The organism is Vibrio sp. YT-19(2023) (genome assembly GCF_033337395.1).
The window spans coordinates 1-770 of sequence record NZ_JAWOQN010000386.1; the positions used below are offsets into that span (position 1 = coordinate 1).

A 770-nucleotide genomic window follows, 5' to 3' on the forward strand; every position below is an offset into this window, starting at 1 on the left:
CGTCACTACGGGCATCTTGTGCACTGCCTGTTAGTTCACAGGCAGCAACCGAACCAACACATGAGCTAGAAACTTGCAAACGAAAATTGTTATCAGGACTTGCAACATTAGACTGCATACGATTCACCTGTACTTGGCGAATCACAGAAATCACTCGTTCTTGTAATGTATATGCAGAGAAACTGCTAGAGGCCATAAAACGGCTGGCTGCAAAAAGTGAAAGGATAGAGAGGAGGACAATCACTAGGATTAACTCCATTAAAGTAAATCCTAATGCAGAGCTGCGAATTTTCATAACCCAACCTTAGGCTTAGAACAAGCGAGATAAGTATACGATGAAATTATGAGAATAATGATAGATTTATAATTTTTCGATTCGAAGTGTGAACAGATGAACAAATAACCAATGTCTAGTTATTTTGCCCCTTTGAACGACCAATCTCTTCTTCAATTCGATCGTAAGTTTCTTTATTGCTCAGCGTTTCAGAAACGTGCTCAGCGGTTTGCTTGGTTTGCTCCCACTTTGCTTCGTAAGTTTCTGGCTCGAAGCTGATAAATCTTGGTAATACCACATAACCGACTACACCTAAGATAATCAGCACAACCACAAACTCTATTGCACTAAGACCCGATGATTTACGCATATGAACTATTCCGAGATTAATCAAAATAAAGAGATAAAGGCCAGACTAGCTGGCCTTTAGGTATAAACAGATTACTTACATGTAGTTACTGTTTTAACCGTTGCAGCAGCTGAAGAGGTAGCTTGA

At 39.9% G+C, this 770-nt stretch carries 2 protein-coding genes; both read right to left on the bottom strand.

The window, feature by feature from the left end; all coding sequences use genetic code 11:
* The coding region (locus tag R7E78_RS26065; RefSeq protein ID WP_318058603.1) for a type II secretion system protein at window positions 1-295 on the bottom strand (295 nt) is incomplete at its 3' end.
* 115 nt (window positions 296-410) lie between these two features.
* Window positions 411-644, bottom strand: coding sequence for a hypothetical protein (locus R7E78_RS26070; protein WP_005481019.1), 234 nt, complete (start codon window positions 642-644; stop codon window positions 411-413).
* Between the last annotated feature and the right edge of the window lie 126 nt (window positions 645-770).